We start from the raw sequence: 25,183 nt of genomic DNA, 5'->3' as shown, positions 1-25,183 counted from the left end.
GAAAGGCTTTTTTATTTATAACTTATGAAAAAACATATTTTTTCTTTTTTATTGCCGGCGCTTTCCGCGCTTGCTTTAAATGCAGGTGCGCAAACGGTTGGTTTGCAGAAAACCGCTAAAGGCGCGCTTTACCAGATCTATACTGCTAACCCGGGCAACAAAGCTAAGATCAACGATGTGCTTACTTTTAACTTTATCCAGAAAACCGATAAAGATTCAGTACTGTTCAGTAGTTATAAGGCAGGGCATCCCGTACAAGCCCAGGTGCAGGCCTCGCAAAATGTAGGCGACCTGATGGAAATATTCCCGCTGCTTGCAGCAAAAGACAGTGCCCTGGTTAAAATTCCAACCGATTCGGTATTTGTTGGTCATGAAGAAGCCCGTCCGCCATTTTTACCTAAAGGCAGCTTTCTTACTTTTATTTTAAAGATAGAGAAGGTGCAATCATTAAATGATGCCATTGCCGAAAGGAATGCAGGCCTTGAAAAACTAAAACAAGCTGAAACAGCCGACAGAGAAAGCTATATTACGGCACATGGTCTTAAACCTGTTACTACAGCTTCAGGCTTAAAATACGTGATAACCAGCCCAACAACCAAAAGAAAGCCACTTAACGGCGATACCGTGCTGGTAAATTATACCGGAAAGTTGCTTAACGGTAAACTGTTTGATACCAGTATTGAAGCTAACGCCAAAGCGGCGGGTATACAACAACCAGGCCGTCCGTATGAGCCTATAAGCGTTGTTTTAGGCGAACATAGGGTAATATCAGGTTGGGATGAAGGTTTGCTTTTATTAAATGAAGGTTCAAAAGCAACATTTATCATTCCTTCAAATCTTGCCTATGGCGAACGTCCTTACGGATCCGAAATCCCCGGATACAGCACATTGGTATTCGATATCGAACTGGTAAAAGTAAAACCAGGCAAACATGCCGCGGTTACCCCGAAACCGGCTGCTGGTAAAGCTCCACTAAAAAAAGCCGGCACAAAGAAACCGGCCGCTAAAAAGAACTGATAGAAGAAACCTCTCGCCAAAAGCGGGAGGTTTTTTGTTGGTAGTCGTCAGGTAATTAATTGAAAGTATCGATACTTTACCGCTATAAATTCGTTATTAAGTATTCAAGGTTTATTTTTGCAGCATGGTTTTAACCGACACGCACACCCATCAATACTACGAAACCATTTCTGAAAAACGCGCGGCGTTAATGCAGCGTTGTATCGATAATAACATTACCCGTTTGTTTTTACCCAATGTTGATGCGGCTTCCGTTCCGTTGGTTTATGGTTTGGCGAATGAGTATCCTCAATATTGCTACCCGATGCTGGGCTTACACCCCTGTGATGTAAAGGAGAATTGGGAAGAAGAACTTTCGACCATCATGAATGCCCATCAGCAAAACAGGATCTATGCCATAGGCGAGATAGGTATTGACCTGTATTGGGATAAAACGCATTTAAAGGAGCAGGTAGATGCGTTTGTAAAACAGATCAACTGGGCCAAAAGCCTTGATCTGGCCATTGTGATCCACTGTCGCGATGCTTTTGATGAGGTGTACGAAGTGCTGAAGGGGGAAGCAGATGAAAAGTTACGAGGTATTTTTCATTGTTTTGGAGGTACTCTTGAACAAGCTCAAAAAATGATCGATCTTAATTTTTACCTGGGCATAGGTGGGGTAGTTACCTACAAAAACTCGGGGCTTGATAAAGTAATACCGGAAATTGACCTTAAACATATCGTTTTAGAAACAGATTCTCCGTACCTTACGCCTGTTCCGTTCAGGGGTAAACCTAACGAAAGCTCGTACCTGGTATATATAGCCCAAAAGGTGGCGGAGCTTCACCAAACAAGCATTGAAAAAGTGGCAGAGGTCACTACCGAAAATTCCAGGCTTGTATTCGGAATATAAAATTGTTTAATATTTATATACAGCATAAACTTAATTAATGAGCCAAATTTTGATCATCTATACCGGAGGGACAATAGGTATGATGAGTGATCCGGTTACAAAGGTACTCAAGCCTATCAACTTTGAGCAGATAATGGATAACGTGCCCGAGCTTGAAAAGCTTAACTGCCGTATCAAAGTACACTCGTTTGATGAGATCATTGATTCATCAAACATGAACCCTGAAATCTGGAGCGAGCTGGCCGGTTTGATCCAGTCAAACTATCATGATAATGATGGTTTTGTGATTTTGCACGGCTCGGATACGATGGCATATACCGCGTCGGCATTAAGTTTTATGTTAGAAAACTTAGGCAAGCCCATTATTTTCACAGGCTCGCAACTGCCGATAAGCGCCATTCGTACTGATGCAAAGGAAAACCTGATGACAGCTATTGAAATAGCTAAAGCTAAAAAGAATGACCGCGCCCGCGTGCCCGAGGTTTGTATCTATTTTGATTATAAACTGTTCCGTGGTAACAGGGCTTTTAAATATAATTCATCAAAGTTTGAGGCTTTCCGCTCGCCAAACTATCCTATATTGGCCGAATCGGGCGTTCATTTACGCTTTAGCGCGAACGATATCAGGCTGCCTGAAGACGAAAGCTCGTTAATTGTACACAATAACCTGGTGAATGATGTGGGCGTATTGAAGTTATACCCGGGCATAAGCCCTAAAGTGGTTGAGAACATTTTAAGCGCCGATGTGCGGGGTATAGTAATGGAAACCTTTGGGGCCGGTAATACCACAACCGACAGTTGGTTTATTGATTTGCTTAAAAACGCTATCGACAGCGGTAAGGTAATCCTTGATATTTCGCAATGTAAGGTAGGTACGGTTGAACTCGGCCGTTACGAAACCAGCAAACACCTCAAAGATATCGGCGTAGCCAACGGCTATGACATGACTTTTGAATCGGCTGTTACCAAAATGATGTACCTGCTGGGCCAAAGCGATGATCCCTTGCAGGTAAAAGAATGGCTGGAAACGGATTTGAGAGGCGAGATTACGGTATCGTAAATTCATCGGTTAGTGTTGTACCGAATATGAAAATTTGACAGATTTTAACACGAGCCTTTGAAGACTTACGAAGTTTCAAAAACTTCGTAAGTCTGGATTGGTTAATAAGGATGTTCATGTAAGATTTAAAATATCCTTCTATTAATAAGTTTCATAAAACTATCTTTAAATTTTTCGCTTACGGGGATGTGTTTATCCGCGATATAAATATGGTTGTCCTGAATTTTTACCAGTTGTTTGGTATTTACAATATAAGAGTTGTGCACCCGCACAAAGGGGGCCGAAAGCTGCTCTTCAATATCCTTGAGCCTGCGGTAAATTAATAACTGTTCCTGACTGGTAACAAGCCGTACGTATTCCTTTTCGCCTTCAAAGTATAAAATCTCGTCCAGTAGGATCCTGCGTAACACCTTGCCCGATTTTATAAAGAAATAGCCCTCATTAACCGGGGTTTGTTGCATCACCGGTTCGGACTTGCCAAAATACGCTTCAATCTTTTGCATGGCTGCCAGGAAGCGTTTCAGTGTGATTGGTTTCAGCAGATAATCAATAGTTTGATAGGTATAGCTTTCGGCAGCATATTCTGAATAGGCAGTAGTAAACACAATTTTGGTTTGCGGTGGAAGCAAGCCTGCCAGCTCCATGCCCGTTAATTGCGGCATGTTGATATCCAGGAAAATAAAATCAACCTTATTGGTTTTTAAAAAGGCCAGTGCCTCAAGCGCGTTATAACATTTGGCTTTAAGCTGCCACTGCGTACTTTGCTGCACCAGGATCTCCAGCAGGTTAACCGCGTTAGGTTCGTCATCAATTATGATACAGCTTAAATTCATGCTATCGGGATCTTTAAAAACGCGGCAAAGGTGTTGTTACTTTTATCAATTTTCAGGTCAAAATTTGAACCGTACAGCATGGTTAGCCTTTTGGTTAAGTTGACAATGCCGAAACCGGCAACACGTTTGCTTGCTACTTCGGCATGGATAGCATTGTTGGTTTTAAAAAAAAGATAATCACCCTGCTGAACCAAAGATATACCAATAAGGTTTTGTTCGCTCGATTTGTCGATGCCGTGCTTAAAAATATTCTCTACAAAGGTCATGAGCAGCATAGGCGGGATGCGCAGATCCGAATTGAAATTCTTTTCAAAAAAAACAACCACCTCATGCCTGATCCTGATTTTTTCTAATGCGATGTAGTTTTCAATGAACTGTACTTCGGTTCCGATGGATACATCATCCTTGGGGCTTTCATCAACAAAATAGCGCATAATGTCCGAAAGCCGCTCAATTAATGCCGCGGTGCGGGGAGCCTCACGGTAAGCTTCGTAATAGATGTTGTTAAGCGTATTGAACAAAAAGTGCGGCTGCACTTGTGATTTAAGCAGGTTTAGTTCGGCCTGGCTTTTTTGAATCATAATCTCTTCCGTTTGCTGCTTTAGTTTAAAATACGCAATTGCTATACGAAAGATCAGGCTCATAATGAAAATGAGCACCCCGCCCGAAACATAATTAATGATGGCTTTTTGACTGATATGCTCTGGTGTTTTTGCAAAAAAGGTATTATAAATAAGCAGGGTTGAATAACCCCGGAGCACACCCGTTGCCACTAAAAAAATGATGACAAGTAATACATACCAAACATATTTTTCCTTTTGGTAAAATACAGGATACAGGAAGAGGATGTTACCATATATGATAGCTGCGTAAAACGTAGTGTTAACAATGGTATAAACAGCCGATTGGCCTGCTCCATCCATCGGCAGATAAGAAAAAAACAGTAACAGCGACACCGCTAACCATATCAAAAGCTGGAGTTGTGTAATGGAAGGGCGGGTTTTAAATAGTTGCATTTTTAAAATTACTAAGCTTTTTGTTTGTGAATGCCGGTTTTAAATAGTTGCCGGCATTTATTCAATAAATGGCACTAAATGTTCAATAAGTTGGTCTGCAGGTATATTATTGAATAAATACAGTAGTAGGCTAAAAAGAACGCGGCAGTGGTTTAACCGGTTTCATCGGATGGTTGATAAAAGACAGTTTTGAATTGTTAACAGAAAAGTATCCTTATCAAACCATCAAATTATCATGAAAACCGAACAATTAGCCGAAAAATTAGTAGCTGTAAGCCTTAGCTTGTTACTGCTGCTATCGCACACGCCTAAAGTATTTGCTCAAACCGATACCATCCGTGTAAAAGACAAACGCCTGCTAACATCGGCGCTTAAACCTGGGTTAAAGCAATACCTTGTGTATTTTCAAAATACAAAGGACAACCGAAGCTTGAAATTTTGGCTTTGGCTGCGCGATATAAACCTCGAAACCCGTAACGGTGAAAAGGTATTTACCATAACCCAGCACTGGTATGGCAGTGATAGCTTATCATACCGTTCCATTTATTCCGTTAATAAAGTACCTGATTTCGCGCCGATTTATCATTCAGAAACCATCGGCAAAAAAACAAAAGCCTTTAACTGGGCTGCCGATAAAGTGATAAGTGCCGACACCGTTGCCAATAATGAGGCTAAGAACTTTAAGCTTGATTTTACCTTCGCCAACTTTAATTGGAATTTAGACATTGAAACCTTTGAGATGTTACCGCTTGCCGAAGGCAAAAGTTTTGCTATCCCCTTTTATGAGGCCGGGATCCCTGCGCCGCTTTATGTTTTATACAAAGTTACCGGCAGCGAGTTGATTACTACATTGGATGGTAACAAAGTTGATTGCTGGAAGCTATACAACGAAAGCGATTACAATGGCCGCCATTTTACCGAAACCTACTGGATCAGTAAAAAGAACCATGAGTTTTTAAAAGAGGAGGATTCTTTTGGAGGGGGGTATCGCTACAAAATAAAAATGATGGGTGCCGCGACTAACCTGCTGCCGAGGTTTGCGAAGTAAAATACATTAAAAGAATATACCAATCCTCTGAAAAACAGCCAGGGCTATGATACTAAAATCATAGCCCCGGCCTTTGGTATAAGCAGTTAATAGTTTACTGATTCAACCCAAATGCTTCCCAGCCCGATGCGGTAGCCCGGTTACAGGTCATGGCCTGCGTTCCGTTTTCGCTGGAAATGAATTTGCCGTTGTTGCCGCGCAGCGTTATTTTTCCATCGGTGGTAATTATCCAGTCAAATTTTTCCCAGTCGCTTGGCGTGGTGCGGTTACAGGTGATGGCTTGTGTGCCGTTTTCTGATGATACATATTTACCCATGCTGCGCAGGTAGATTTTGCCGTTGCCTGCGTCAAGAACGGTGAAATGTTCCCAGTCGCCGGCAGTGGTGCGGGTGCAGGTCATAGCCTGCGTGCCGTTTTCGCCGCTTACATATTTACCATTAAAGCCTTTAAGCGATATTATAGTGCCTATTGGAGGAGCTGGCGGAGGATTGGTAGTACCGCCGGTAATAATAGTGTTCATGGCCGAAAGCAGGGAGTTGGCACCCGAAGCGTCGCCGCCCAAATCCCAGATCATCATGCCCCCTGCCTGGTTAAGTGCCAGGGTAGTTTTGCTTTTAATAGTTGGGATGCCATTATAGCCAAAAGTTTGAAAGGTATCTGAGTTGGGGCTACCGCCTATAGCTAAAACATCAACATAGTTCATGGTCGAATAATCGTACCGGTTATCCCTTGCATAAAATGGAACCCCCAGGATAGTTTTGGCTGCAGGCAAACCACGGTTTGCCCAATAGTTTAAACAATCAACAGCCGATTGGTAGGTAGAGTGCTGAAAGTTGTTGTCGTCATAATCCATGATGTTGATCCAATCAAGGATAGGGAACATATTGCTGGTAACGTAAGTAGCCCCAACCGAGATAGAGGCGATGGTACATAACCTGCCGCTGTTATGCATGGCAGTTGATAGTTCCTGCAGTAATAAATAAAAGTTATTGGTTTCGGTACCTGCCGAGGGGAACTCCCAGTCGATATCCACGCCATCAACATTGTACTGGTTACAAAAGTTGACCATATTATTAACAAAAGTAGTACGGTAACCGGCATTGGCTACAATAGGATGGAAGGCATCGCCGCCACCACCACCGCCTACAGATATCATTACTTTAACATTATGGCTGTGTGCGTTTGATACCAGGCTGGTGAATTTTGAAAGGTTATCGAGCGGGTTCAGCCCTCCGGTATTGGTAGGGGTAAGAAAGGCGTAGTTAATATGGGTTAGTTTGCTGTATTGTACTGTATTTACATCGCCCTGCCAGCTGGGTAGGTAACCTATTACTTTAAAGGAGGCGATAGGTACAGCATTATTAACGGAGACTGGCTTGTTGCTGTTATCGTTGTTTGAATCGCTGCCGGTTTTAAACGGGTTCATGTTATCCTTTTTACAGGATGGTAGCACTGCGAGCGCAGCCAGGACCAGGCCAAGGAGGTAAGAGTTAAGTTTCGATCTCATAAGTTAATTTGTTAAATGGTTTTAGATGTATTATTTGGTTTATAAATAAGCCGGGCAATAAAACACAAACCTGTTAACCAAATTCATGATACTTATGAATATCATATACTAATACCAGGAAAGGCGCGTTAATAGGTATAATAGATGTTTTTGTATTGGTAAAATTATATAAACATCTTATTATAAATACCTTATAATAACCTCAATACGATTCGATCACAAGCGTGGTAGTGCTTTTGTAGTGTGATGATACACGGAGAAAACCCGCCTTCCCGACAAAAAAATATTTTGATGATACGCTTAACTCACAGTTTATATATTATTATAGACAGGAAAAAGCGCTGATGGGGGAAGTCGCTTACCCGATTAAAACCAGATGAGCGGGTGCCTGATGGGTAAATTTCGGATAACTTCTTCAACCTGAGGATTATGATCCAGTTTTTGCCAGGTTGTTAACCACACTTTTTCATGGTAGGCATTAACGCCAAACAGCAGGAAAGGCTGCGCAATTGGCCAGTTGTCCCAGTACATTACGTCGGGTTTTAAAGTCCATTTACTTTTATCTGCCACAAAGGGATATAGATAACTTATCCCTTTTTTGATGGATTTGCCATCCGGTGTTTCAAAATTCCATAAATTATCCTGCGGGCTTGAAAGGATCTGGCACAGCATGGTCATGGCATCGAGGTTAAAAATAGAGTAACCATAGGGTTTGGTACGAGCCATCTCTAAGGGGAAGCTGCCGTCGGTACCCATTTGGCGGGGGAGCAATATCGTTTTGTATCGCACGCGAATCGAATCGAGTACTACTTCATTTTTACAAAGTTTGGCAAAGGAGGCTACCTGCATAGCCCAGCAGGTGGCGTGGTTGTTTTTAACATCCCTTTCCTGGATGCCGGGTTTACTGGTCATGAGCCAGTTGGTATAATCGGTAAACCATTTTTTAACAGCGGCTGTAGTTTCGGCATCCATGGCCTTTTCCATCACGATAATGCCTTGCGCAACTTCCATGAGATGAATGGTGTCGATAATGCCATAATTACGGCCGGTGAACTGTCCCTTAACTGCCTGGGCGAACCAAAGACTTGGGTTCATCAACGTTTCGGGATCAATAAACCAGGCTTTAAGGTGGATTACAGCCTGTTTAACATATTTTACATCTCCGGTTATTTTATAGGCCGATGCCAGGGCGCCGATGATCTTACTAAAGCGGATCATGGCTTTGCGGTGTTCTACAAAGTTATCCGGGTTGCTAAGCCCGTCACGATTGATGTAAGGGCCATCGGGATTTTTAGGATCAGGCCAGAAATAATCGGCTTCCGAAAAAAAGTCGTGTTTACCGCCCGCACTCCTGGGTGAAGATGACGCTGTAACTGTAACCGGCTGCTGTTGCATGGCCCAGGCGGCCTCGGTCATTATTTGCTTTTTGAGAGTTTGTTCTGCAGCTTTTTCTACCGGAGATTTATCTGGTTTTGATTGTAGGGGCGTAAAAGCAAATTGCGTTAAGGTTGTAACAGCAATTAAAATTGCAGCAAATAATTTTTTCATGGCGATGGTTTATAATGGTGCCGACAAGATAAGCATAGTGGATAATTGTTTTTGGTGTGTAGGGGATTGGTGGAGGCGTTTTTTCACGACAACGTTGAAGTAAAAAACGCTTAGCGCATTTATTCTTCATTAGGATTTGCAGGTTCTCCAGGCAAATGGCATAACTATTGATTAAATAATCTACATCAGTATGTAAAAAGCGTTATCCAGCCATAAAATTATGGTTAGGCACTATAAACATTATGCCAACGTTTTTTATGTTTACGCAAATCATTAGATATGAAAACTCTAAAAACACCTTTATTAGCTCTTGCAATAGCTGTTTTAGCTATCACTACCCAAGCCTGCAAAACCAAAAAAGCGGTTGTGCAAACACCGCCACCGGCCCAGCCAACACAACAAGCTGCAACACCTCCGCCCGCACCAAAACCGGCGCCAACCCCTCCGCCGGCACCTGCTCCTGCACCGGAGAAACCAGATTATAATTTCAGCAACATCCAGTTTGAGTTTAATTCGGCGGTGTTAAAAACTGCTTCGTACCAAACTTTAGATCATATTGTTAAAGAACTGAAAAAAGACCCGTCGGCGAAATTTGTTTTAAATGGCAATGCTTCTGCCGAAGGTACTGCCGAGCATAACATGTCGTTATCTGTAGATAGGGCAAACTCTGTAAAATTGTACCTGGTAAACAGCGGTGTTAATGGCGACAACCTTACTGTAAAAGGCTGGGGCGAAAGCAAACCGATAGCTGATAACACTACCGAAGATGGCCGTGTGCTTAACCGTCGTGTTGAGGTTAAACTGGCACAGTAAATAAAAATTTTCAATGGGAACCACAGGCAGCTCATTGGGCTGCCTTTTTTGTTAGATAAAATTATTCGGCACCGTTAACCAACTGAAAAATAGTGAATAAATGATGGGCCTCATGTAATACAAAAAACTCGGCCCATTTTAAGATAGCTAGCCTGCCATATTTAGGGTGTGCGCCAATGCGAGACAATTCGATGTCGCTAAGCCCCGACAACAGATCGATAATTGTTGTCCTGTCTGCATTTATCACATCCAGCAGCTCTCTTAAACCCATTAATCTGAAAGGTATAAATTCAGGATCGAGATCTCCGGTGTAACGATCAAAAACAGGCGTATCTTCATTCAATATCAGGTGTATACGGTCTGTAAATATTTTCTGGTACCGGGCCAGGTGGGCTATGTTATCTAAAGCGCTCCATTTGCCGGGTACCGGTGGCGTAATTAATTTATCATTGCTTATATCTGCAACTAATTGTTCTATGGTAAGATGTTGGGTTTTTAGTCTTTCGGAGAGTGATGTATACAAGCTCATATGCCTTACGGTTAATTTAAAAATTCATCACAAAAATGATACGATTTTACTAATGATTGAGCCGTTTTGTGTAAAATGATTGCTTTAATTTGGAATGTGTAAAACTGTCCGTAGTGCTATATGTTCAGGCATAAAAGCCCCGGTCATTTTTTAACCTTCCTGCTTTATTAAAACGTAAATTTAACCGAACTGGCGCAGGTATTTTGATCACCTATGAATAAATATAAACTATATGCCGGCTTATTTTGTGCCGGTGCAATAGCGCTTGTTTCAGTTGCGTGGCAAACTAAAGCCGTGAAGCAATCTGAGCCGGCAAGGAAACGCCCGAATATTATCGTGATCCTGGCCGATGATATGGGTTTTTCTGATCTGGGCTGTTATGGTGGTGAGGTTAATACCCCCAACATCAATTACCTTGCTCAAAATGGTATCCGCTACAGGCAATTCTATAACACATCGCGTTGCTGCCCAACAAGAGCATCTTTACTTACCGGTTTATACAATCAGCAGGCAGGCATAGGCAAAATGACCGACGCCGAAGACGAACCCGGCTATCTCGGTCATATTACAGAAAATGCAATAACCCTTGCCGAAGTTTTGAAATCCGCGGGTTACCATACCGCCATGTCGGGAAAGTGGCATGTGTCCAACACCAACGGGCAGCCTAACACGCAGGACCAGATGGCCTGGTTAAATCATCATAAAGATTTTGGCGATTTTTCGCCCATTAGCCAGTACCCAACCAGCCGCGGGTTCGAGAGATTTTTTGGAACCATTTGGGGCGTGGTCGATTTTTACGATCCTTTTAGTTTGGTTAGCGGTACTAAGCCCATTAAAACAGTCCCCAAAAACTACTATCATACAGATGCCATTAACGATACAGCGGTAGCTTATATCAAAGGCTACGCTAAATCGTTAAAGCCGTTCTTTTTGTACGTTGCCGAAAATGCACCGCACTGGCCGCTGATGGCAAAGCCAGAGGATATTGCCAAATATAAAGACACCTACAAAGCGGGCTGGCAGGCAATCCGCGAAGCGAGATACAAAAAGATGGTGAAGCTTGGCCTTATCGATCCTGCAAAAACAAGGCTGTCCGATCGCTGGAAAGGTGATCTGCAATGGGAAAACAATCCTGATAAAGAATGGGACGCCATGGCTATGGCTGTTCATGCCGCTATGATCGACAGGATGGACCAGGGCATTGGCCGCATTGTTAAAACGCTGAAAGAAACGGGACAGCTGGATAACACGCTTATCGTTTTCCTGTCGGACAATGGGGCAAGTGCTGAAAACTGCGCTGCTTATGGTCCAGGTTTTGATCGCCCTAATGAAACCCGCGACGGACGGAAAATTGTTTATGCCACAAAGAAAGAAGCTTTGCCAGGACCGGAGACTACTTATTCGTCAATCGGGCCGCGTTGGGCAAACGTAGCCAACACGCCGTATGAATATTGGAAAGCCGAATCATATGAAGGAGGTATCCATACACCGATGATTGCCTTTTGGCCAAAGGGAATTATTGCTAATAGAGGTGGCTTTAATGATCAGGTGGGCCATGTGATGGATTTCATGAGCACTTTTGTTGAGCTGGTCGGGGCCAAATATCCTAAAACATATAAGGGACATAATATTCCACCGACTACAGGTATCAGCTTGGTGCCAAGCTTTAAAGGCAAACATACTCCCGGTCATGAGGATTTGTTTAACGAGCACTTCGGCGCGCGGTATGCGCGTTCAGGAAACTGGAAGCTGGTATCGCTGAGTAATGATACTACCTGGCATTTGTACGATCTGTCGCGGGATAAAACCGAAACTGCCGATCTGAAATCAAAATACCCGGAAAAAGTGCATCAACTGGATAGCCTTTGGCATATCTGGGCAAATACGCACCAGGTTTTTCCAAAGCCGGGAAATAAGAGTAAATAATAAAAAACCAACAATAAATTAAAACCAAAAGTAAAACGTAGTTTATGAACCGCATTTTTAAAAAAACGTACTTGCTTGTTTCCGGACTGGCAGCATCGTTTGTTGCACAAACAGCGCTGGCACAGGATAAGATGCCGTCTTATCCGCTGATCACGCACAACACTTATTTCAGCATCTGGTCAAACACCGATAAGTTAAATGAATCAACCACCAAACACTGGACCGGGAAAGACCAATCGTTACTGGGCCTCATTAAGGTTGATGGCAATTACTACCGTTTTATGGGCGCATCGGCCGTTAATTATAAAACCATTTTAGCAGCTACCGACGAAAAATCGTACAACAGCCAATACCTGGCCGAAACTGCCCCGGCAGAAGGTTGGGAAAAACCGGGCTTTAATGATCAGGCCTGGAAAAGCAGCGCTGCGCCATTTGGCGATGAACGTGCAGGCAAAGGCACCGAATGGAGAGGTAAAGATATTTGGGTTCGTCGGAAATTCAATATTGCCGAATTACCGAAAGGCCGTTTAATGCTGAAAATTTATCATGATGATGAAGCCGAAGTATACCTGAACGGCCAGCAGATTGCTGCCGAAGGTGGTGCTAATGGCGATTTTGAAACTGTTGCATTGCCTGCCAGTGCAAAATCGAATCTGAAAGCAGGCGAAAACGTTTTGGCTATCCATTGTAAAAACACCGGTGGCGGCTCGTTTATTGATGCCGGTCTTGCTGAAGAAGTGTTGAGCAAGGATGACGAAGCCGTTAAACTGGCTGAGCAAACCAGCGTTAAAGTTACAGCTACCCAAACCGTATATAACTTTAAAGCAGGTGAGGTAAACCTGAAGCTTACTTTTACTTCGCCATTGGTTATGGGCGATTTGAAATTACTTACCACCCCGGTATCATACATCACTTACCAATTGAAATCAACCGATGGGAAAGCTCATGATGTTCAGATCTATCAGGGGGTATCAAGCAATCTGGCTGTAAATACACCATCACAGGAAGTTACGGTATCAAAATACAGTCAGAACGGCCTTAAGCTGTTAAAAGCCGGCACTGTGGAACAACCGGTATTACAGAAAAAAGGTGATAACCTGCGTATTGACTGGGGCTATGTTTATGTTGCTTCGTCAACCGCCGGAGCTAAACAATACATCACTCCCGAAGGTGATGCTGTTTCATCATTCCTGGGCGCCCAAAAAGGTGAAGCTACGGTTACTGGTAAACAATTCATGTTAAGCACAGTATTACCATTTGGTAAAGTGACTGCTGCGCCGGTATCTAAATTTATTTCGGTTGGGTATGATGACATCTATGCTATCCAATACTTCAAAACCAATTTAAGGCCATGGTGGAGGAATACTCCGGGTGCTACTATTGAAGGCGTACTGAGCGATGCTACCAAAGCCTACGCTAAAGTGATGGGCACTTGTGTAAAAACAGATGCTAAGATCTGGGCCGATGCGGTTAAAGCCGGTGGTGAAAAATATGCTAAGTTATGTGTAATGGCTTATCGCCAAAGCATAGCCGCACACCAATTGGTTAAAAGCCCGGAAGGTGAATTGCTGTTCCTATCTAAAGAGAACTTTAGCAATGGCTCAATCAATACGGTTGACATTACTTACCCTTCGGCTCCAATGTACCTGCTATACAATCCTGATTTGTTGAAAGGCATGATGAACGGCATCTTCTATTTCAGCGAAAGCGGTAAATGGAACAAACCTTATTCATCGCACGATTTGGGCACCTACCCATTGGCAAACGGCCAAACTTATGGTGAAGATATGCCGGTTGAAGAAAGCGGCAACATGATCATCCTTAACGCTGCTTTAGCGAAAGTTGAAGGCAATGCCAACTACGCTAAAAAGCACTGGAAAACATTAACCATCTGGACTGAATACCTTGCCAAATCAGGCTTTGATCCGGGTAGCCAATTGTGTACTGATGATTTTGCCGGTCACCTGGCACACAATGCCAACTTATCAGTAAAAGCTATTGTAGCTATTGACGCCTACGGCGAATTAGCCGGTATGTTAGGTGATGCCGCAACCGCTAAAAAGTACAAAGCGATGGCTAAAGATATGGCCAAAAAATGGGAAGAAAAAGCCAACGCGGGCGACCACTACGGCCTGGTGTTTGACAGCAAAGATACCTGGAGCCAGAAATACAACATGGTTTGGGATAAAGTGTTGGGCTTGAAATTATTCCCTCAAAAAGTGTACGATACCGAGCTTAAATACTATTTAGCACACCAAAAAGAGTTTGGTTTGCCGCTTGATAGCCGTAAAACCTACACAAAAAGCGATTGGATCCTTTGGACTGCATCTATGGCCGATAACAGAGCTGATTTCAACGCTTTAGTTGCTCCGGTTTACAAATTTGCTACCGAAACTTCATCACGCGTACCACTAAGCGACTGGCATGAAACTACCAATGGTAAAATGGTAGGCTTCCAGGCGCGTAGTGTGATTGGCGGTTATTATATGAAAACTCTAAGGGATAAGTTGGCGGGTAATAAGCCTTGATGATGAGTGGTGCGGTGAAAACACCGACCACAGGCTAAAATATCAATTGAAAAAGGGGAGCCCGCTACGCAAGCTCCCCTTTTTTGTTAAAGTCTGGTCAAAGTTACGACCACTAAACTTCAGCCAGTAAGCGAAGGTCTTACCTTGTACTGATACAGCTTGTGGTCGGTGTTTTCACCGCACCACTTTTTTCTACATGTGTTCCATATAGGGCGTTATCAATTCATTGTCCCCATTATTGATATAGTACGAAGCAGATGAATGCAAATAATTTTCAGGTAATTGGCATAGCCCGGCTTTAACAGGGTTGTTGTGTATATAATCTAACTTTTGTTCGAGCACTGTGCGATTGTACATTGTTGCCTTATATGGTCGCCGTTCCCAAAACTGATACTCGCGATCGTTCTGAGTGCTTTTGTAATTGTCCAAACTTTGCGAGGTGTTTATTAAGCTAAACTTGAGTTGTTGCGCGGTAAATTTGCTGAAATGCTGTTGTACATTTTTGTTAAGCCAATCAGGTTGTTTGCACCACAAAATATGTACGTGATTAGGCATTATCACATAACCATAAAGCCATATCCTATTATTCTTTACTAAAAAGCTTAAACTGTCGATTACGATTTCTTTGTGATTATCCGGATCAAGTAAGGGTTGCCAGTTAAGGCAGGTTGCAGTAAAAAATTCTATGCCCTGATGCATTATTGATGTTTGTAATACGAATATAACGAATCATGTGGTGCGGTGAAAACACCAACCACAGGCTTTTGGGATTTTAATCGTAATACAGCCTATAGTGAGCATAGGTTGTAAGGAATCATATGGTGCGGTGAAAACACTGACCATATTTTGCATTGAATAATCAAACTATAGTGCACAGTCTATACAGCTTGTGGTCAGTGTTTTCACCGCACCACTTGCGCCATCCCCCCATCACTTTCTCCTAACATAATTTGATACTCAATAATTGGGTTTTATGATTACTTTCATGCTTCGTTAGCTATAATAATTTCTATGCCGCTCCCCTTAAAAAAAATATTGGTTAAAACGCTTAAAATAAGCGCCATCACCGTTGTTAGTTTATTGCTGTTGATGTTCCTTTTACCTTATCTTTTTCCCGAAACAGTGACTCAGAAAATAAAGCAATGGGCCGCCGGCAGCGTAAACAGCAAGCTTTCGTTTTCGAGTACGCGCTTATCATTCTTTAAAAAGTTCCCGTCGTTAACGCTTACACTGAATGATTTTGTACTGAATGGCAGCGTACCTTTTCAGAATGATACGCTGGTTTCCGCTAAAGAAATTTCACTGGCTATAGATCTTTCTTCGGTGTTTAAAAGCAAAATCAATGTAAATAAGATCTATCTTGATCATGCGTTGATCAACATCCAGGTTGACAGTGCCGGTAAAGCCAATTACAATGTTTACAAATCATCTCCACCTAAACAGGATAATAAAGCGGATACCGCAAGCGCATCATTAGGGATTGAACAGATTTTGATAGACAAAAGCCACCTGGTTTATGACGACCGCTCACTGCCCATGCAGATCAACGCGCGGGAACTTAACTATAAAGGCAGCGGCGATTTAAGCAAAGACATCTTTGACCTTTATAGCCACGTAGACGCGGCGTCAGTAGATTTTTATTATGGCAACAAAGCTTACGTGCTCAAGAAAAAAGTAAATGCCGATCTGGTTACCAGTATCAATACCAAATCATTGGCCTTCGCATTTCAAAAAAACGACCTGCTTATTAACAAGCTCCCAGTTAAATTCAAAGGCCGGTTTGAATTCCTGAAAGATGGTTATGATATGGATTTCAAGATCAGGAGCGATCAGAATGACCTTGGTGATGTTTTTACCGCCATTCCGGATGAATACGCCAAGTATGTTGATAACATGGATATCAGCGGTAATGGCATCATCCAGCTTGATCTTAGCGGAAAGTACATCGCCTCAAAAAATATTATGCCTAACCTGGGTATCAGCATGAAAGTGCGCGACGGTGCCATCGTTAACAAAAGCACCCCCGCTCCGGTTAAAAATCTGTACCTGAACATGGATGCCAGTTTGCCTGGCCTCAACCCCGACAGTTTAAAAGTTAATATTGATTCGGTTTATTTTAATATTGGTAAGGACTACTTTGGTTCGGTACTGAAATTAAAGGGAATCAAATCGCCATATATTTATGCTAAAGTGAATACCGAAATTGACCTGGAGCAATGGTACAAGGTTTTTGGCATTAAACCATTCCAGGTAAAAGGAAGGTATGGTTTGCATTTACTGGCCGAAGGTAAGTATATCACCGGCATCAGGAAAACGGGACTAAGGCAAAAGGTAGATACCGTGATAACCAGTATCCCGCAATTTAAACTCAGGTCAACTTTCAGGAATGGCTATTTTAAATACAGCAAGCTGCCGCAGTCTATCAACAATATTAGTTTTGACCTGGATGCCGCTTGTCCGGACCATAACATTGGCAATGCCACTGTGGATGTGCGCAACCTGAACATTAATGCACTTAATAATTACATCAAAGGCTATCTAAAATTAAGCAATAAAGCAGGCGCATTGATTGATGCCGGGTTGAATGCTAAATTCCATTTAGATGATATCAGGCAGTTTTACCCGGTTGATAGTATTGATTTCCGCGGTGATTTTGATGCCAACCTGCAAAGTAAAGGCAGGTATATTCCGGCCCGGCGCATCTTCCCGGTTACCAATGCGGAGATCAACCTGAAAAACGGATATATCCAAACCAAATACTATCCGCACCCTATGCAAAATGTACAGGTTAGCGTAAATATTTTTAACAATACTGGCTCGTTAAAAGGGCTTAAGGTGGATATTAAACCGGTATCCTTCAATTTTGAAGGCCAGCCATTTTTACTGAGGGCCAACCTCCGCAATTTTGACGACCTTGATTATAACGTAACTTCTCGAGGTAGCCTGGACCTGGGTAAAATTTACAAAGTGTTTGCCGTAAACGGATATGATGTAAATGGTTTTGTAAGCACCAACTTCAAACTGAAAGGAAAGCAAAGCGATGCAACCACCGGCCATTATGATAAGCTGGATAACTCGGGCAGCATGAAGGTGAAGAATATCAAGCTTACAACTGAGCTATTCCCGAAACCATTTTTTATCACCAACGGCGTATTCAGCTTTAACCAGGATAAAATGAAGTTTGATCAGTTTAAGGCTAACTATGGTAAATCAATAGTAGTGCTTGACGGTGCTTTATCCAATGTAATAGGCTATGCCATGCAACCAAATTCGCCGTTAAAAGGCGAGTTTAATTTGAAGAGCGATTTGATCATTGCCGATGATTTTATGGCTTTTGCAGGTGTGCCTGCATCTGCCAAACCAACCAAATCATCGGGTGTGATATTGGTGCCCTCCAATCTTGATCTTAATTTTGCTGCTGATGTAAAAAAAGTTAAATATAACGGACTGGATATCAGCGACGCAAAAGGCGCAATGAATGTTACCAACGGGCAGATCGTACTTAAGCAAACTGGTTTCAGCCTGATAGGTGCCCCTGTAGTGATGGACGCCACTTATGGCAGCATCAATCCGCAAAAAGCATTTTTTGATTATCATATCAACGCGAAAGAGTTTGATATTCAGAGGGCCTACCGCGAAATTAAGTTATTTCATGATATGGCAACTTCGGCCGAGCATGTACAAGGTATTGTATCTTTAGATTATAAGCTTGCGGGTAAGCTTAACAGCGATATGAAACCGGTTTACCCATCATTAAAAGGCGGTGGCGTACTTTCTGTAAAACAAGTAAAAGTATACGGATTGAAATTATTAAGTGCGGTTGGCAAGCAAACCGGTCATGACAGTGTTGGCCACGGCGATGTAAAAAAGGTTGATATCAAAAGTACTATAGCCAATAACATCATGACTATAGAACGTACCAAAATGCGGATTGCAGGTTTCAGGCCGAGATTTGAAGGACAGGTGGGTTTGGATGGCAAACTGAACCTGAAATTCAGGCTGGGGCTGCCGCCCTTCGGTATCTTCGGCATCCCGATGACTATCACCGGTACCCAGGATAAACCTATTATCCATTTGGGCAAAGGCAAAAAAGAGGATGAGCTGAAAGAAACTCAGGACGACGAGTAAAAGTGCTTGCTGGTCTCATTTGTTTGAAAGAAATAAAAGCGTCGGGTTGTGTGATTCCCTCCCCTGGGAGGGTGTAGGGAGGGGTTTCATTGCCTTGCCTACTCCTTTCAAATAGCGGATAAACCCCTCCCTGCCACTACGCATTCCCACCACGCCCCTCCCGAAGGAGGGAATTGAAAAAACTTCCGCTGCAGATTATATGAATGTAAAATAGTTAACACACGATTGTTAGTTAACATTAAGTTCATATTGAAATGCTTCTTTTGTTTGTCTTTTCGTACGCAGGTATCAGAAGAAGATTTCTTTGCAATGACAATCCGCTTAGTTTTCAGATATGATTAAACTCTACACCAGGCTTATTCAATTAGCATTTTACCTGTTTGTATTAATATCTGGTACAGCGGCACAGGCACAATCAAACAAAACCGACCGGTTTCAACAGCTTCAATCGCTCTCACAGCAACATCCCGATTCGGTGCTTATCATTCTGAAAAAACTCCACGCCGATGCTGTTCAGGATAATGATAATCTTACCGCCGGCTTGAGTCTGCAGCAAATGGGGCAGATCTGTTTTGACCAGGGGCATTACGCGCAAGCCCTTGATTTTTATTTACACGCCGATAAGGTATTCGCGCAAGTAGGCAACAAGGATTTATTGGCCGACAATTGGGGCAAGATGGGCATCTTGTATTATTACAACAGGCAGCCTGACAAGTCATTTCAGTTATATAACAAGGCACTCAATCTTTACAAAGCAACCAACAACAAAAAAGGCCAGGCCGAGATCTTTGGAGCGATAGGGCATTTGTATGAAAAGCATCATAAGTATGACAGCTCCTTTTATTACCAGCGCCTGGCGCTAAACCGCTATCAGCGCATCGGAGATGATTATGGGCAAGCAAAAATATATGAGAACCTTGGCAGTATCCATGAGGATCTGGCCAATTATGATTCTTCATATTCCTGCTTCAGAAAATCATTAGAGATTTATAACAAGTACAATAATGAAGTCGCAAGTATTGAGGTGATCAATAACATTGGCGATATTTTGCGGAAAACCGGTAAATATGAAGAAGGGATCCGGCAATCGCGTAAGGCTTATGCGCTGTCATTAAAAACAGGAAACCTGTATCAGTTAGCTGCTTCCTGTCGTGACCTCGGTAAGTCGTATCAACTGCTTAACCGGATGGATAGCGCCTATCATTACCTTGAATTGAGCCGTAAATACTCGCTTGAGGTGTATTCGAGGGAGAGCATTAAGCAAACTTCATTTTTGCAGGTGTTGTATGATATGGATAAAAAGAGCGATGAAATTACCCGGCTCAATAACATCCGGAAAACTAACCAGATAGTTACCATTGCCGGCGTTACCATTTCCCTGTTGCTTGTCGTTCTCGGTTTTGTAACCTTCAGCAGGCAACGCCTCAAAATACGCGACCAGCGTGTCCTGGCCGAGCAAAACCGGTCGATTTTTGAAGCCCAACGCGATTTGATGGAGCTGGAGCTCAAGAATAAACAACTGGAAGAGGAAAGCCTTAAACAACAGCTGGAACTTAAAGGGCAGGAGCTGTCATCGCACACCTTAAACCTGATCAAGAATAACCAGTTGTTAGAGAGCATGCGCAATACGTTGCAGGATATGGTGAAAGAAGATAAGCGTGATCAGAAGCGGCAGATGCAGCAAATTATCCAGCAAATAAATCAAAGCTTTAATCACGAGCAGCACTGGAAAGAGTTTACGGTAGCTTTTGAACAAGTTCACCAAAGCTTTTTTGAAAAGCTGAAACAACGCAGTACAGATCTTACCTCAACAGATCTGCGTTTGATAGCCCTGCTTAAAGTCAACATGGATTCGAAGGATATTGCCGGTTTGTTGGGCATCTCTATTGATAGTTTACGGGTTGCCCGTTACCGTTTACGCAAGAAACTCAACATTGACCAGGGCGAAAATCTTACCACTTTTATACAGGCCCTATAAGTTGGTTATTGTTAATTTCTTCATTTTTTGGGGCTTAACATTAGTTTAATGTAACGGTAACTGAATGATAATGGAGGTTTTTGTTTTAATTATTTTATTGAAAATCAATTAATTGTATTTTTTAGTTGCTGTTGCGTATACGCCCTGTGTAACGCTGTTTCCTTTTTGTAACGGCATATTTTAGCAGATGTATTGTGGGTTTAAACACTTTTGCGCCGTCAAAAAAGCAAATCACAATTGCATTAATCGTCGCAAAATGAAAAAATACTTACAAACATTCTTGTTCATGCTTTTGTGCGTTACCGCCGCTAACGCAACAAAGTTAAAAGGTCATGTTTATGACCGCAAAACCGGCGAACCTATGGTAGGTGCTACCGTGAGCCTCGACCGAACGAAGATTGCTACTACCACCGGGCTGGACGGCTCGTTTGAATTAAAGGACGTACCAAAAGGCTCTTACACTGTTAGGGTATCTTACATCTTGTATACCACAGCAACGCAACAGGTTGAAATAACTAAAGAAGACAGCCCACATCTGAAAATATACCTCGAGGAGTCGAATAAGCAATTACAGGAAATCAGTGTTGTATCTCAAAAGAACGGATCAACCGAAAGGACAGCCCGCCGAATTGAGCAGCAGGCCACACAGGTAATGAACATCGTATCGGGCAGGGCTATCGAGGTATCTCCCGATTTAACGGTGGCTAACGTTATCTCACGTGTATCAGGTGTATCGGTTGAACGTAACACCAACGGCGATGGCCAATATGCCATCTTACGTGGTATGGATAAACGCTATAATTATACTCTGGTAAACGGCATCAAAATCCCAAGTCCCGATAATAAATACCGTTACGTTCCGCTCGATATCTTCCCTTCAGATCTGCTATCAAGGCTGGAGGTTTATAAAACGCTTACGCCAAACCTGGAAGGCGACGCTGTTGGGGGCGTGGTTAACATGGTGATGAAGGATGCTCCTGAACGCTTTGAAATAAACGCCAACATCGCCGGTGGCTACAGCCAGTTGCTGCTTGATCGTAAATTTATGAGCTATGATTATTCAAGTATTAACCATAAATCCCCTTATGAAATAAATGGTAAAGCCTATCAGGCAACGCAGTCCGATTTTGGTACCGGAACTTTAAATTATTCGCTTAAACATCCTGCACCAAACCTTGTTGGTAGCTTATCATTAGGTCAGCGCTTTTTTAATAACAAATTAGGCGTGTTGGTAGCCGGTAGTTATCAAAATACCTATCGGGGTAGCAACAGTGTATTCTACAACACTAAAGTAAATCCAACGGCCGAATATGCCGCGGTTACCAGCCGGGATGACAGGGAATATTCCGAACAGCAAAAACGTTACGGTGTATTTTCAAAAGTTGATTATGTGATAGACAGCCGCAATAAGCTGAGTTTGTTTAACACCTATGTTAACTTAACCAGTATCCAGGTCCGCGACGAAAAATCTACCAATTTTTCAACTGATTACGACCCGGATAAAGGAAATGCTCAGTTAGGTTATTCAACCCGCAGCCGTTTTACCGAGCAACAAATTTACAGCGGAACGCTGCGTGGGGATCATAAATTGTTTAACGATAAACTTAAGGTACAATGGTCGGCAGTTTATTCTTCAGCCGAAAACGAAGTGCCTAATAATACCACCATCAGCCTAAACGGTGTACGCGAAAACTTTGTCGACAGGCGCACTTATCTCACTAACGGCACATCGCTTACCCACCGCTGGGAACGCAATACAGACGAAGATAAAGCAGGTTATTTAGACCTCACCTATACCGCACCAATTGGCGGTGTTAATGTCGATTTCTCTGCCGGTGGTTTATACCGCGATAAAGAGCGCAGCAGCTTCTATAACAATTATAACCTTGCTGCCGCCAATCCAGGCGCATTGTATGGTACCGATTTTACGAATTACACCCAACTGAATTTTAACGTTACAAATCAGGCGGGTGCAGTTGCCAATTCATTAACTAATGATGCATCTGAAAAGATAGGTGCCGGCTATGGTATGTTTAAATTTACTACAAAAACTATTCAGGTAGTTGGTGGTGCACGCGTTGAGCATACTAATCAGGGTTATCACATGCTTTTCCCTCAGGGTGAATCACGCCCTACGGGTAATCAAACATACACTGATGTATTGCCAAGTCTAACGCTCAAATACTTTTTAACCGATAAACAGCAACTGCATGCCTCTTATTTCAAATCGATTAACAGACCTGGTTTTTACGAGATTATACCAGGAACCAGGCCGGGTGAGGACTATGACGAACGTGGCAATGCCGATCTGAAACATGCTATTGCAGATAATTACGATTTAAGATATGAACTTTTCCCTGACGCAAGCATGCAGTTTTTAGCCGGCGCGTTTTACAAACAGATTAAGGACCCGATAGAGTATAGTTTCCAGGCGGATGCTACACGCGGCCAGGATACTTATTATGTTCCGGGCAATTTCGGTACAGCTAAAAACTATGGATTAGAGCTTGATTTGGTTAAGTTTTTTAACAAGTTTGGCGTAAAAGCTAATTATACTTATACCCATTCACGCATCACTACCATCAAAGATACTTATATCGCCGATGCAAATGGTGATACCCACTTGACTACGGTGAATCAAACCAGGCCTTTATATGGTCAGTCTGAGCATATCGCCAACCTGTCATTATTATATAAGGACACTAAGAAGGGCTGGGATGCACAAATTGCCGGAGCCTATACCGGTCCGCGCATCAACACTGTATCGCAGTTTGTGAATAATGACCTTTGGCAGCGTGGCTTTATCCAGATGGATGCATCAGCCGAAAAACGTTTTAAAAATAACCTGAGCGTATTTATCAAAGCGGGCAACCTGCTTAATACCCCAGCTAAGTTGTTCCTGAAAGGTACCAACTCTGAAAACGCTACGCTGAAAGATGATAACATCGTAGCAAACGGACAAACCTTAATCCGCAGTGACTACTATAAGCAAACTTACCTGATAGGTGTTCGATACAAACTTTAAAATAATTTATCAACCATAAATAAAAGGCATTATAATGAAACTAAAACAAATATTCGCGGCAGTGCTGCTATCGGCCATAGCCTTTAGCAGTTGCAGGAAAGCCAACCTTGATGTTGACACCAGCTCAAACGATGGATCGGCAAGCGGTGAAGTATCAGGCGTTTGGGCTAAAGGCAGCACGCAGATCATTAAGGGTGATATTATTATTCCCGAAGGTAAATCGCTTACTATTGAAGAGGGGGTAACCGTGTTGATGGATACCATTGCTAAACCTGAATTTATAGTAAAAGGGAATCTGTACTCATTAGGTACCGCCGAAAACCCGGTTAGGATAACCGTAAACCCGGCATATCGTACCGACGCCAAAAAATTCGGAAAAATGTGGGGTGGGATCCTTGCAGCTAAAACCTGCGCCGAGCTGGTACTTGACCATACTATTTTGGAGTATGGCGGTAATACCACTTCTGATGCTTCAACGTCGGTAAAACAAGGCCTTTACAAAGCAGTAGCCGGCGAAAATGTACCCGCGTTGTGGTTTTCGAACGTTAACGGCAAACTGATTGTTGTAAACTCAACTATCCGCAACTTTCAGGAAGATTGTACTTATATAGAGGGTGGCAAGATCATTTTTGCCAACAATACTTTTTATACCACAGGGGTAACAGGCGGTGAGGCCATGAACTTTAAATCGGGCTGTTTGGCTGACGTTGGCTTTAACTTGGTTTACAGCGCCAACACCAATGCATTGAAGTTATCGAACTCGGGCGACCGTACGCCGCAGGCTTACATCATCTGTTATAATAACACCATGGTAAATACCGGCTGGCGCAGGCCATCGGCAAAGGGCGGTTCTATCTGGCTGGAAAACAACGTACATGCCGATATTTACAACAACCTGTTTGCAAACACCCGTTTTGGTATCAAACGCGACACCAAATCAACTGAAGATAAACGTTCCGTGATCAGCAATAACCTTTACTACGGCTACGATCAAACTACGGTAAACCAGTTTCAGCCATCAAAAGATATTATTGGTGGTGTTAATGAGGTCAGAGGCACAAAAGCAGGCGATAACGATCCTAAATTTGTGAACTATCCTGAATCTACCCCGGTACTGAACGCAGTTTATGATGTAAACTGGGATTTTCATTTGCAAAGCGGTTCTCCTGCTTTAAATCATGGTATAACCAACTTCACCCGTCACCATGCTGCGGGTATCACCGTAAACGGGATAAATTACGTATCTCCTGCCCCGGCTAATTACATCGGCGCTTTCGGAACAAAATAAATTAACTCATGGCAATGATCCTGCACTCTTTCCTTGCAGGATCATTT

The 25,183-nt window shown here is 42.8% G+C and carries 16 protein-coding genes; 11 read left to right on the top strand and 5 right to left on the bottom strand.

From position 1 onward, the window contains the following. Positions 1 to 24: 24 nt before the first annotated feature. The 3 genes from ABID99_RS23690 (at position 25) to ABID99_RS23680 (ending at position 2,969) form a co-directional block, all read left to right on the top strand. Positions 25 to 1,017 (top strand): FKBP-type peptidyl-prolyl cis-trans isomerase, encoded by a 993-nt coding sequence (locus ABID99_RS23690; RefSeq protein ID WP_188834251.1) that lies wholly within the window; start codon positions 25 to 27, stop codon positions 1,015 to 1,017. A gap of 124 nt (positions 1,018 to 1,141) precedes the next feature. Beyond that, the gene (locus ABID99_RS23685; RefSeq protein WP_373615300.1) at positions 1,142 to 1,909 is read left to right on the top strand and encodes a TatD family hydrolase; all 768 of its coding nucleotides are present in this window, start codon (positions 1,142 to 1,144) and stop codon (positions 1,907 to 1,909) included. A gap of 37 nt (positions 1,910 to 1,946) precedes the next feature. Further along, positions 1,947 to 2,969 carry an asparaginase gene (locus tag ABID99_RS23680; RefSeq protein ID WP_090530955.1) on the top strand — a complete coding sequence of 341 codons (1,023 nt, stop codon included), beginning with the start codon at positions 1,947 to 1,949 and terminating at the stop codon, positions 2,967 to 2,969. A 125-nt stretch (positions 2,970 to 3,094) separates the two neighbouring features. Here the strand turns inward: ABID99_RS23680 and ABID99_RS23675 are convergent, their stop codons facing one another. Together ABID99_RS23675 and ABID99_RS23670 are read right to left on the bottom strand one after the other, a co-directional pair. Then, positions 3,095 to 3,802, bottom strand: a complete 708-nt coding sequence (locus tag ABID99_RS23675) for a LytTR family DNA-binding domain-containing protein (RefSeq protein ID WP_090530952.1) — start codon at positions 3,800 to 3,802, stop codon at positions 3,095 to 3,097. Continuing rightward, positions 3,799 to 4,818, bottom strand: a complete 1,020-nt coding sequence (locus ABID99_RS23670; RefSeq protein WP_373615299.1) for a sensor histidine kinase — start codon at positions 4,816 to 4,818, stop codon at positions 3,799 to 3,801. The genes ABID99_RS23675 and ABID99_RS23670 overlap by 4 nt, the downstream gene beginning before the upstream one ends. A gap of 235 nt (positions 4,819 to 5,053) precedes the next feature. Here ABID99_RS23670 and ABID99_RS23665 point away from each other — a divergent pair, with 235 nt between their 5' ends. Continuing rightward, on the top strand, positions 5,054 to 5,866 hold the full coding sequence (locus tag ABID99_RS23665) for a hypothetical protein (RefSeq protein ID WP_176625544.1): 813 nt from the start codon (positions 5,054 to 5,056) through the stop codon (positions 5,864 to 5,866). Between the two features lie 94 nt (positions 5,867 to 5,960). Here the strand turns inward: ABID99_RS23665 and ABID99_RS23660 are convergent, their stop codons facing one another. Beyond that, the gene (locus ABID99_RS23660) at positions 5,961 to 7,373 is read right to left on the bottom strand and encodes a glycosyl hydrolase family 18 protein (RefSeq protein WP_373615298.1); all 1,413 of its coding nucleotides are present in this window, start codon (positions 7,371 to 7,373) and stop codon (positions 5,961 to 5,963) included. A gap of 366 nt (positions 7,374 to 7,739) precedes the next feature. Next, positions 7,740 to 8,921 carry an alginate lyase family protein gene (locus tag ABID99_RS23655; protein ID WP_373615297.1) on the bottom strand — a complete coding sequence of 394 codons (1,182 nt, stop codon included), beginning with the start codon at positions 8,919 to 8,921 and terminating at the stop codon, positions 7,740 to 7,742. A gap of 279 nt (positions 8,922 to 9,200) precedes the next feature. Between ABID99_RS23655 and ABID99_RS23650 the strand changes: the two genes are divergently transcribed. Next, entirely contained in the window at positions 9,201 to 9,734 is a 534-nt protein-coding gene (locus ABID99_RS23650; protein ID WP_090530934.1) for an OmpA family protein, read from the top strand. Between the two features lie 61 nt (positions 9,735 to 9,795). Here the strand turns inward: ABID99_RS23650 and ABID99_RS23645 are convergent, their stop codons facing one another. Continuing rightward, positions 9,796 to 10,263, bottom strand: coding sequence for a DinB family protein (locus ABID99_RS23645; RefSeq protein WP_373615296.1), 468 nt, complete (start codon positions 10,261 to 10,263; stop codon positions 9,796 to 9,798). A 213-nt stretch (positions 10,264 to 10,476) separates the two neighbouring features. Between ABID99_RS23645 and ABID99_RS23640 the strand changes: the two genes are divergently transcribed. The 6 genes from ABID99_RS23640 to ABID99_RS23615 all read left to right on the top strand — a co-directional run bounded on the left by ABID99_RS23640 (position 10,477) and on the right by ABID99_RS23615 (position 25,136). Further along, entirely contained in the window at positions 10,477 to 12,189 is a 1,713-nt protein-coding gene (locus ABID99_RS23640) for an arylsulfatase (protein WP_373615295.1), read from the top strand. A 44-nt stretch (positions 12,190 to 12,233) separates the two neighbouring features. Further along, the gene (locus ABID99_RS23635; protein WP_373615294.1) at positions 12,234 to 14,717 is read left to right on the top strand and encodes a glutaminase domain-containing protein; all 2,484 of its coding nucleotides are present in this window, start codon (positions 12,234 to 12,236) and stop codon (positions 14,715 to 14,717) included. A 1,011-nt stretch (positions 14,718 to 15,728) separates the two neighbouring features. After that, on the top strand, positions 15,729 to 18,845 hold the full coding sequence (locus ABID99_RS23630) for an AsmA family protein (protein WP_373615293.1): 3,117 nt from the start codon (positions 15,729 to 15,731) through the stop codon (positions 18,843 to 18,845). Positions 18,846 to 19,179: 334 nt separating this feature from the next. Continuing rightward, on the top strand, positions 19,180 to 20,823 hold the full coding sequence (locus ABID99_RS23625; RefSeq protein ID WP_373615292.1) for a tetratricopeptide repeat protein: 1,644 nt from the start codon (positions 19,180 to 19,182) through the stop codon (positions 20,821 to 20,823). Between the two features lie 256 nt (positions 20,824 to 21,079). Next, positions 21,080 to 23,848 carry a TonB-dependent receptor domain-containing protein gene (locus ABID99_RS23620; RefSeq protein WP_373615291.1) on the top strand — a complete coding sequence of 923 codons (2,769 nt, stop codon included), beginning with the start codon at positions 21,080 to 21,082 and terminating at the stop codon, positions 23,846 to 23,848. A gap of 34 nt (positions 23,849 to 23,882) precedes the next feature. After that, positions 23,883 to 25,136 (top strand): right-handed parallel beta-helix repeat-containing protein, encoded by a 1,254-nt coding sequence (locus ABID99_RS23615; protein ID WP_373615290.1) that lies wholly within the window; start codon positions 23,883 to 23,885, stop codon positions 25,134 to 25,136. Positions 25,137 to 25,183: the final 47 nt, after the last annotated feature.

The sequence above is a fragment of the Mucilaginibacter sp. OAE612 genome, assembly GCF_041806395.1.
Classification (GTDB): Bacteria; Bacteroidota; Bacteroidia; order Sphingobacteriales; family Sphingobacteriaceae; genus Mucilaginibacter; species Mucilaginibacter rubeus.
Note: the sequence above shows the minus strand (reverse complement) of the source record. Positions and strands in the feature narration are given on the sequence as shown.

Coding starts and splice junctions, on each gene's coding strand:
- ABID99_RS23690 (WP_188834251.1), top strand. CDS start 25: ATGAAAAAACATATTTTTTCTTTTTTATTGCCGGCGCTTTCCGCGCTT.
- ABID99_RS23685 (WP_373615300.1), top strand. CDS start 1,142: ATGGTTTTAACCGACACGCACACCCATCAATACTACGAAACCATTTCT.
- ABID99_RS23680 (WP_090530955.1), top strand. CDS start 1,947: ATGAGCCAAATTTTGATCATCTATACCGGAGGGACAATAGGTATGATG.
- ABID99_RS23675 (WP_090530952.1), bottom strand. CDS start 3,802: ATGAATTTAAGCTGTATCATAATTGATGACGAACCTAACGCGGTTAAC.
- ABID99_RS23670 (WP_373615299.1), bottom strand. CDS start 4,818: ATGCAACTATTTAAAACCCGCCCTTCCATTACACAACTCCAGCTTTTG.
- ABID99_RS23665 (WP_176625544.1), top strand. CDS start 5,054: ATGAAAACCGAACAATTAGCCGAAAAATTAGTAGCTGTAAGCCTTAGC.
- ABID99_RS23660 (WP_373615298.1), bottom strand. CDS start 7,373: ATGAGATCGAAACTTAACTCTTACCTCCTTGGCCTGGTCCTGGCTGCG.
- ABID99_RS23655 (WP_373615297.1), bottom strand. CDS start 8,921: ATGAAAAAATTATTTGCTGCAATTTTAATTGCTGTTACAACCTTAACG.
- ABID99_RS23650 (WP_090530934.1), top strand. CDS start 9,201: ATGAAAACTCTAAAAACACCTTTATTAGCTCTTGCAATAGCTGTTTTA.
- ABID99_RS23645 (WP_373615296.1), bottom strand. CDS start 10,263: ATGAGCTTGTATACATCACTCTCCGAAAGACTAAAAACCCAACATCTT.
- ABID99_RS23640 (WP_373615295.1), top strand. CDS start 10,477: ATGAATAAATATAAACTATATGCCGGCTTATTTTGTGCCGGTGCAATA.
- ABID99_RS23635 (WP_373615294.1), top strand. CDS start 12,234: ATGAACCGCATTTTTAAAAAAACGTACTTGCTTGTTTCCGGACTGGCA.
- ABID99_RS23630 (WP_373615293.1), top strand. CDS start 15,729: ATGCCGCTCCCCTTAAAAAAAATATTGGTTAAAACGCTTAAAATAAGC.
- ABID99_RS23625 (WP_373615292.1), top strand. CDS start 19,180: ATGATTAAACTCTACACCAGGCTTATTCAATTAGCATTTTACCTGTTT.
- ABID99_RS23620 (WP_373615291.1), top strand. CDS start 21,080: ATGAAAAAATACTTACAAACATTCTTGTTCATGCTTTTGTGCGTTACC.
- ABID99_RS23615 (WP_373615290.1), top strand. CDS start 23,883: ATGAAACTAAAACAAATATTCGCGGCAGTGCTGCTATCGGCCATAGCC.